The organism is Saccharopolyspora cebuensis (assembly GCF_039542665.1).
GTDB classification, from domain to species: domain Bacteria; phylum Actinomycetota; class Actinomycetes; order Mycobacteriales; family Pseudonocardiaceae; genus Saccharopolyspora; species Saccharopolyspora cebuensis.
Genome location: NZ_BAABII010000032.1, coordinates 1 through 7,739, shown reverse-complemented (window position 1 = coordinate 7,739; position 7,739 = coordinate 1). Strand labels below are relative to the sequence as shown.

Annotated in this window: 10 protein-coding genes; 3 read left to right on the top strand and 7 right to left on the bottom strand. The window is 71.6% G+C overall.

The features are described from left to right. From ABD976_RS29245 to ABD976_RS29235, 3 genes are all read left to right on the top strand, one after another. Nucleotides 1-323, top strand: a 323-nt coding sequence (locus ABD976_RS29245) for a 2'-5' RNA ligase family protein (RefSeq protein ID WP_345368284.1), incomplete at its 5' end; no start/stop codon positions are given. Nucleotides 324-436: 113 nt separating this feature from the next. Next, nucleotides 437-619, top strand: coding sequence for a hypothetical protein (locus ABD976_RS29240; RefSeq protein ID WP_345368283.1), 183 nt, complete (start codon nucleotides 437-439; stop codon nucleotides 617-619). A 24-nt stretch (nucleotides 620-643) separates the two neighbouring features. Continuing rightward, entirely contained in the window at nucleotides 644-1,513 is an 870-nt protein-coding gene (locus ABD976_RS29235) for a hypothetical protein (protein ID WP_345368282.1), read from the top strand. Nucleotides 1,514-1,610: 97 nt separating this feature from the next. Here the strand turns inward: ABD976_RS29235 and ABD976_RS29230 are convergent, their stop codons facing one another. The 7 genes from ABD976_RS29230 to ABD976_RS29200 all read right to left on the bottom strand — a co-directional run. Further along, nucleotides 1,611-2,597 (bottom strand): ATP-dependent DNA ligase, encoded by a 987-nt coding sequence (locus ABD976_RS29230; protein ID WP_345368281.1) that lies wholly within the window; start codon nucleotides 2,595-2,597, stop codon nucleotides 1,611-1,613. A 563-nt stretch (nucleotides 2,598-3,160) separates the two neighbouring features. Then, nucleotides 3,161-3,862, bottom strand: coding sequence for a hypothetical protein (locus ABD976_RS29225; protein WP_345368280.1), 702 nt, complete (start codon nucleotides 3,860-3,862; stop codon nucleotides 3,161-3,163). 448 nt (nucleotides 3,863-4,310) lie between these two features. Continuing rightward, a complete protein-coding gene (locus tag ABD976_RS29220) occupies nucleotides 4,311-4,478 on the bottom strand; it encodes a hypothetical protein (RefSeq protein WP_345368279.1) in 168 nt (55 codons plus the stop codon). Nucleotides 4,479-4,503: 25 nt separating this feature from the next. Then, on the bottom strand, nucleotides 4,504-5,148 hold the full coding sequence (locus ABD976_RS29215; RefSeq protein WP_345368278.1) for a hypothetical protein: 645 nt from the start codon (nucleotides 5,146-5,148) through the stop codon (nucleotides 4,504-4,506). Between the two features lie 3 nt (nucleotides 5,149-5,151). Then, nucleotides 5,152-6,585, bottom strand: a complete 1,434-nt coding sequence (locus tag ABD976_RS29210) for a hypothetical protein (protein WP_345368277.1) — start codon at nucleotides 6,583-6,585, stop codon at nucleotides 5,152-5,154. Nucleotides 6,586-6,631: 46 nt separating this feature from the next. After that, nucleotides 6,632-6,901: a hypothetical protein gene (locus ABD976_RS29205; protein WP_345368276.1), complete on the bottom strand. Its 270-nt coding sequence runs from the start codon at nucleotides 6,899-6,901 to the stop codon at nucleotides 6,632-6,634. Nucleotides 6,902-7,086: 185 nt separating this feature from the next. Next, nucleotides 7,087-7,739: SAM-dependent methyltransferase (locus tag ABD976_RS29200; RefSeq protein WP_345368275.1), on the bottom strand; the 653-nt coding region annotated here is incomplete at its 5' end.

Below are 7,739 nucleotides of genomic sequence, written 5' to 3'. Positions count from 1 at the left end.
CCGGGTCGTCCGGGGTGTTGCTCGATGTCGTCGACGCCGGTCCGGACGGAGCGCTCGACGCGCTGCAGCAGCGGGTCCGGACCGCGATCACCGGGGTACTCGGTCCCAACGCGCTGGGCCGCGCAGGGTGGCCGCCGCACGTGACCTTGGCCTACGCCATCGGCGAGCGCGACTCCGGCCTGCTGCAGTCGCCGCTGCGTCGGGTGCGGCCGGGCCGGGCGCCGTGGACGATCCGGGAGCTGTGGCTGTGCGCGGTCCACCAGGACGCCGCACAGCACCGGTATCACTGGCCCCGGGCCCACCAGATCCCGCTCGGCGGGTAAGCGGCCGGGACAGGGTTCGGGCGGCGGCCGACGACGTGGCGCACGTGCTCGGGATCCAGGGCGACCAGACCGATCGGTCACCTCTGCAGTGATCACCCTGGCACACTGGCTCCATGAACGGTCCTGATCACTACACCGCCGCCGAGGAGTACCTCGATGCCGCGGAGGACGCCGTCTCCGAACAACGGGCGGATCAGCTGATCGCTACAGCCCAGGTGCACGCCACCCTCGCACTGGCCGCCGCCACCGCACTGGGGAGAGACGGACAAAACTGGCACAAGGCGGCCGGCATCTGACCGCTGATACGCAGGAGACAGATCATGGGCAAGGGGGCACGAGCCCGCAAAAAGCGCGCCACCGCGGCGACGGCCTCGCCGGTGCCCGCGGGGCCGTACTTCCATGGCGGGGTGCCCGGCAAAGGCCCCGGGGATGTGCTGTGGCCCGCGCAGCGGCTCGGATTCAAGTTCCGGTACTACGCGGCGGACGCGCCCTACGATCCGGCGTGGGTCTACATCACCGCCGACGCGGACGTGGCCACCGGCTATGCCAGCCGCTTCGTCAACGCCCACACCAGCAAGGAAGGCCACGGCGACGTCTACGAGGTCGAACCGGTCGACGTCCCGCAGAGCGACCCGGACTACTCCGTGTTCCCCGAGGTGTTCCTGCGCTGCCGCAGCGCACGGATCACGCGAGTCGTCGCCACCGGGGTGTCGCTGACCCGCACAGAGCAGAACTACCTCGAGCGGCGCTACGAGGTGTGGGGTGACCGCAACTACCCCGTCTTCGACGAGAACGGCCACATCCTGCCCTCCGAGCAGATGCGGGCCAACGGCGTTACGCGCGAGTGGACCCTCCTGCTGCGCCCGTGGCTGGGGCCGCGGGAAGTCGATGCGGACGGGCGTTTGGCCATCGCGGCGCGGGCGGCCAACCCGTGGATGTCCATGCTGGAGGCGATCCCGTCGCTCGACCGCACCTGCCAGGTCCGCGAGCACCCGGTGGGGTCGCGCAGTTTTCAATGCACGGTCTGCGAACACGAGCCAGTGGGGCAGCACGCCGCTGCGCTGCACCAGCTCGGTGAACACCCGGTGCGCGTGCTGACCCGCATCTACGGATGGGAGCAGCCACCGGTGCCGCCGCTGGTCCAGGCCGCCCGCACCCGCAACCCGGCACGATGGAGCTGGCTGAACTGAACTGCCCGCCAGCGCAGGAAACGCCGTTGGCGGCGGAGCCGAGCAGGCCCTGGGCCCAGTCGAAGGCGGCGTTGGCCTCGCCGGGGACTGGTGCTGATCACTCCAGTGGCGGCAGATCACCAGGATGCAGGTCCGGGCGTGACCGCACGACCCGGACCGGGTGCCGCCATCGGCCGTGGTCGACGGCGGCGTCGGCGAGTACCTCGACGACCACCGGCTCCACCGGCGCGTACAGAACCGGATCCTGGCCGGGCAGGGCCCCCGGAAGCCACCGCTGCGCGCCCGCCGCGTGCAGCTGCGGCCGCAGCTCGGCGGCCACCGGTGCTGCCAGCGGTGCGCTGACCCCGGCAGGCCGCAGCGCACCGTCCGGGCCGGGGCGCCCGAGCACCAGCACCACCGCCCCGGTGCGTGCGATCCCGAGCACCGCGGCTTCCGTGGTGGCCCGGCTGCGGATCTTGAGCCAGCCGGAAGCCGTCCCGCGCCGGTAGGTACCGGCGAAGGGCTTGGCGACCACGCCCTGCACCCCGACCTCGGCCCAAGCCGGACCCAACCACTCCAGGGCGCCGGACCGCGACGGTGTGGCCGGCATCAACTGGACCGTCCCGTCCCCGGCAGTGGTGATCCAGTCGGCGAGCTCGGCCCGCCGCTGCCGGTAGGGCAGCGAGCGCAGCGACCGCCCCTCGAAGGACAGCAGGTCGAAGGCCCACAGCACGACCGTGACGCCCTCCTCGCGGCGGCGCTGGGGGGATTGCTGGAGCGCGCCGAATTCGAGCCGCCCGCCGCGGACCGCAACGATCTCCCCGTCGAGCACCGCGCCCACCTCGGCTGGGGAGAGCAGTTCGGGAAACCGGGCGTCGAGGCGGCGACCTTGCCGGGACCACACCCGCCGCCGCTCGAGATCGACCATGCCGCGCCATCCGTCGGCCTTGGCTTCGAACGACCACGGTCCTTCCGGTGGCAGCTCGGCCGCGGGGCGCGCTCGAGCCAGATCCTCTGGTCCCACCGGTTCACGATGCGCCGCCCGCGCGGGCTGCGCGAACGCAGCGGGGCACACCGGCAACACGGCGTGCGATGTGCCGAACATGCCGAGCCCGCACCCGGATGCGGAGTTGCAGGGGCATGTGGAACAGTGATCGACGCGCTGAACTTTCCTCCGGTGTCCGTCGCATGGCCCTCATGCGGCGGTCCTTGGAGGAAAGGTAGGTGTTGTCATGCCGTCTGCAGGCGGCAGCAACGAGCCCGGTCCGTGGTGGACCGGGCTCGCAGTAGCGGGGATCACGCTGCTGACCGGAGTGATCGAGCTCGTGGGTCAGCTGCTGTAGTTCTCCGTCGTTGCTCGTCGTGAGCACGAGTGCGGGCCTCTGGGGTGGCAGCCCCGGGGGCCCGCTGTGTTCCCGCAGCCCTTCAGCGTACTTCCGGACTCGGAAGTTGTTGACGACGCCGCAGACAATACATGACCCGCCCGGCTTGGTCATCAGCTGTAATACTCCCAGGCCACATGCGCGGTAGGCCGCACGAGACCGCCTCTGCGCAACGCCTCAACGGCAGCCGAAACGGGTGCCGGCGGTCACCGAGCAGCTCCTCGATCAGGGCTCGCGGCCGGGCCCGTGCTTTCAGGCTCCCGTTCGGCGCTGAGCAGGCTCCCGGCTACCAGCCGCCGGGGCGGGTGTGCGATCCGGCGCGCAGCAGCCGCTGGATCCCGGTGGAGTGGCGCCGCACCAGGTCCCGCAGCCGCTCCGGGCTGGCGTCCTGGGTCTGCGGCAGGTCGTCGGCGCGCGCCAGCAGGTCCCCGGCCAGCATCCGCTGCCCCGGCGGGCCATCCTCGTCGAGCAGGACCTCGAGGAGCAGTTCCAGCTCGCGGCCGGTGACCGGCAGCAGCAGGACCGAGTCGGCATGCCCGGCGGCGGCGGTGGTGCGGTCGCGCAGCAGCACCGCCAGCTGCTCGCGCAGCTCGTCGTGCTCGTCCTGTTCCTCCGCGGCCGGCGGAGGATCGGACCGCGGCGCCCCGTAGGTGGAGCGCAGCCAGTGGTAACCCACCTCGCCGACGACTGCGGCCAGGCCGGGCCAGGCCTGCTCGGCCATGTCCGGCACCGTCCCGTCGCAGCCCAGCTCCACCCGCGCCCAGTCCTGCTCCGGTACCGCCGCGAGAACCTCGGCGGTGGTGCGCTCCGGCAACGCCGTGAGATGCCCGCGGGCGCACCACACCGCCACGAGATGCTCCCCGGCAACCACCAGGCGCAGCCCCTCGCCCCGACGGCACGTCCCGCACCCCACCGACTCCCCCAGCGAGACCTCGAGGCCTTCCCACGCGACCACGCGGATCACCGGCGGCACGATCAACGACGACATCAGCCACTCCAGACAGATCTCCACCGCCGTACTGCGGGACCTCGCGACCCTACCCCCGCCCCCCCAGCCCCGGTGGGACAGTCGCGGCCGAACCGGTCACCGTGATCTGCTGCGGCGGTCAGCAGGCGCCGCAGCTGCGGCGACAGCTCGGCGGCCAGCGCGGCGTCGAAGACCTGCTTGATCTCGACTGCGGGGCGTCCGGTGAGGTGCCGCTCGGTCCACCGCTTCGACCACGCGTTCCTCTGCCCTGGTCGGCTGCCAACCATGCCGGGCCGCCTCGACCAGCGCCCGTGCCGCCGCGCGCAACTCGTCCGGCTCCCGGGACAGGCGAAAGCCCCGGCGCGGAGATCGCGGCCGGGGCTCCGGTAGGGAGATGATGCAGCCGAACAACGCGGCTCACCTACTGCCGCCCCGGGCCCGGGCGTTGCGGTCGAGACGCGCGTCAGCCTCATCGGCGGTGGTAGGTGACGGTGACCTTGATCTTGCCGCCGGAGGTCTCGGATTCAGTGGTTCCGGTGACGACGTGCTCGCGTGAGAGCTGCTTGATCCAGGCGTCGATGGCGGCGCTGTCGGCGAACGTGGCGGTCTGGGTCTGGGGCTGTCCTGGTGCGGTCATCGTCGTCTCCTTCAGGTCCGGGTGGTCAGCGCAGTTCGATGTCGATGTTGCCGAAGTCGTCGATGTCGAGGACTTCGGACAGGTCGGGGCCGTAGGCGTCGAGGATGGCGTCGCTGAGTGCGCCGGCGGCGGTGGCGAGGTCGTGGTTGGTCAGGGCGGTGATGACCTGGCTGAAGTCGATGTGCACCACGCCGATGTTGCGGTAGCCCTCGGGCAGGCCGTCGTAGAGGACTTCGATCTTGCCGACGTCGACGCGGCCGGTGGCGCCGCGCAGAACGTCGGCGGCGCGGAGGTCGTGCGGGATCAGGAGGTCGGCGATCGCCGTGCGGACGTCGGTGGGTGTGAGGTCCGCGGCCAGGGTGGGCCTGCGGTGTGGGGGCAGGGTGGTCAGGGCCAGTGCGGTGATGGTGTCGTGCCGGGCTCGGGGCGGGGTCGGGCCGAGCCAGCGGCGGGCGGTGCGGGGGGCGATGTCGGCGGCTTCGGCCAGCCAGCGGCTGGCGTGGCGGCCGTGGGAGTCGCGGATGAGCTCCTGCGCCGCGTCGACGGTGAGCCACTCAGCGAGCTGGTCGTCGGTGATCTGTTCGACGAGTTCTTCGTCGCTGAGCAGGTGGGCGAGCTGCTCGCCGTGGCAGTGGGCGGCCAGGTCGTCGACGAGCTCGTCGAAACGCATCGATCAGCTCTTCCTGTTCGCGCGGCGGGTGTGGTCGCCGCTGATGATGGCTTTGCGGAGCGCGGTGGGGGTGCCGTTGGTGTGGGCGGTGCGGATCTCGTCGGTGGCCGGGGTCCAGCGGGTGGGGTGCCACTTGCCGGGTTGCCAGGGGCGTTCGGCGTGTTCGTCGGAGATCTGCAGTCCCTCGGGCAGGGTCAGGGTGGTGTCGGTGGGCCACCACACGGCGTCCTTCATGCCGCCGAGCGGGCGGGCTGCCGAGGCGGCCCAGACCTTGTCGAGGTGGCGCAGCATGTTCGCCGATGCCTGGGCCATGACCTGGTCCGACCAGTCCGGGCGCAGGGTGTCGGTGTCGTTGTGCTCCACCGAGCGCAGCAGCCCGCCGAGGAACGTGCTGTAGGTGGACTTGAGGACCTGCACGGCCAGGCCGGCGGCGTGGTCGCCGTCGTGGCGGGCGCGCAGGAGTTGTTCGCGGGCGGGCACGAACAGTCCTGCCCACCGGGACAGGCGGGGGCCGTAGGGGTGGATGGTCTTGCCGTGCTCGTCGCGGCGGTCGCGCCACCACGCCACCGCCGATTCCAGGGGCAGCGCCACTTGGTGGTCGCGGACGAGGTACGCGGCCAGCGGCGTGGGCAGCACGCTGCCGGGTTCGAGGCCGGCGAAGGCGTGCTGGACGTGCGGTGGGCATGACCTCAGGTCTGGGGCGGCGGCCAGGGTGAGGTAGCCGGGGACCTTGACCAGCGCGAGCGGGTCGATGCCGGCGAGTTCGTCGGTGTCGAGCTGGTCGGGTTCGCCGTCGCCGCACTTGGTGGAGTGGGCCGCGGCGAGGTACTGGGCGTGCACGTCGGTTTCGACCACGTGCTGCTCCGGGGTGAGGGGTACCTCGGGGTCGGTCCAGGACAGCACGCGCAGCACCCGCTGGGAGCGGGCCAGTTCCCATGCCCGTTCGGAGGCGAGCTGGGCGGGCATGCGCATGGCGCCGTGGCGGGCGGTGAGCCACTCGAAGGCGACGATGCCGGTGCGACCGGCGTTGGAGACGAACCGCAGCGGCTGCCCGGAGACCTGCACGTGCTCGTGCCAGCGCTCCAGCGCCACTGCGGCATCCTGCGGGCTTGCGTCGGGGACGCGGCGGCGCAGGGCGGCGAGGAAGTCGCGCTGCTCGGCCGCGGGCTCGACGGTGAACCCGGATTCCGCGGTGGGGTTGCGGCGGCGAGGCTCAGCCGCCGGGGGCTGTGACGGACCGGGGTCGTCGGTGGGCGTGGTGGCGCCGGGAAGCTGGGCGGGGCGGCCGGCTTGTTCCCAGCACCCGCCGTGCGCCGGGGCGTGATGCACCCGGATCGCGGTGTCCTTGCCGCAGAACACGCAGGGGCGTTCCTGCTGCGCCACGCCGAGGTGGCCGCCCAGCCCCCGGGAGCTCAGCGAGGAGATCTTCTCGGTCATGCCACCATCCTCTCACAAAATTACAGACTCCGTAAGTTCGTTCGTTTCACTCGATCCGATCGTCGGCCGGGAGCGGCAGGATCGACTGCCGCAGCTCGTCCTCGGTATCACCGCGCAGCTGGTGGCGATGCGCCAGCAGCAGATCCACCGCGAGCCGCAACAACGTGTTCTCCGTGATCCGCTCCGAACGATTCGCACGCTGAGCAGCAACGTTACGCTTGAGCTGAGTCAACGCGTCAACCTGGCCCGGACGCAGACGGGCCTCCATCCGCTCCATCTCCAAGTACTTCGGTCCGGTCCTCGGGCCCTCGTTCATCGCAGCCTCCCGTGTGTCGATGAGATACCAGACTACGGGACTCTGGACCTAGAGGCGTTGCTTGGGCGTCCTCATGCCGTGGGACTGCGAGAGCGCACAGGGCCTGCCACGAAAACGGAAGTGGCTGCGCCTGATCAAACGGCAGCAGGATCGGCGGGCTGCCCGGTGCCGGGTCCGCGGTGGGTTCAGCGGCGGGCGACCCCGGCCCAGGAGTTCGACGCGGCCGGTGGCCACTGGGCATCCGGCGGGGAGTCGGGGTGCCATTCCGGCGACCACACCAGCCCTGGCTCCACGAGCTCCCACCCGGCGCAGTGGACCAGATCCCGGATCTCGGAGCGGGACCGCATCGTCAGCGGCGTGGCCGTCCGCGCGAAGATCTCCAGTATCTCCGCCACCTCGTCCGGGTCCCGCTGGTCCATCGTGACCTGCGAGACCACCAAAGCGCTGCCGGGCGGCAGCGCGGCGGTGTAGCGGGCCAGCAGCGCGTCGGGATCGTCGTCGGCCCCGACGTAGTGCAGTGCCGCGACCAGCAGCAGCGCGACCGGCCGGTCGAAGTCGAGCAGCTCGGTCACCTCTGGTGCGCCGAGGACCGCCTCGGTGTCGCGGAGGTCGGCGTGCACCATCGCTGCCCGGGGCTCGCCCTCGAGCAGCCGCCGGGTGTGCGCCACGGCCACCGGCTCGTTGTCGACGTAGACCACCCTCGCCCGCTCGTCGGCGGCCAGGGCGACCTCGTGGACGTTGCCGACGGTGGGGATGCCCGAGCCCAGGTCGAGGAACTGCGTGATGCCGTCCTCCAGGCAGTAACGCACCGCCCGACGCAGGAACGCCCGGTTGGCGC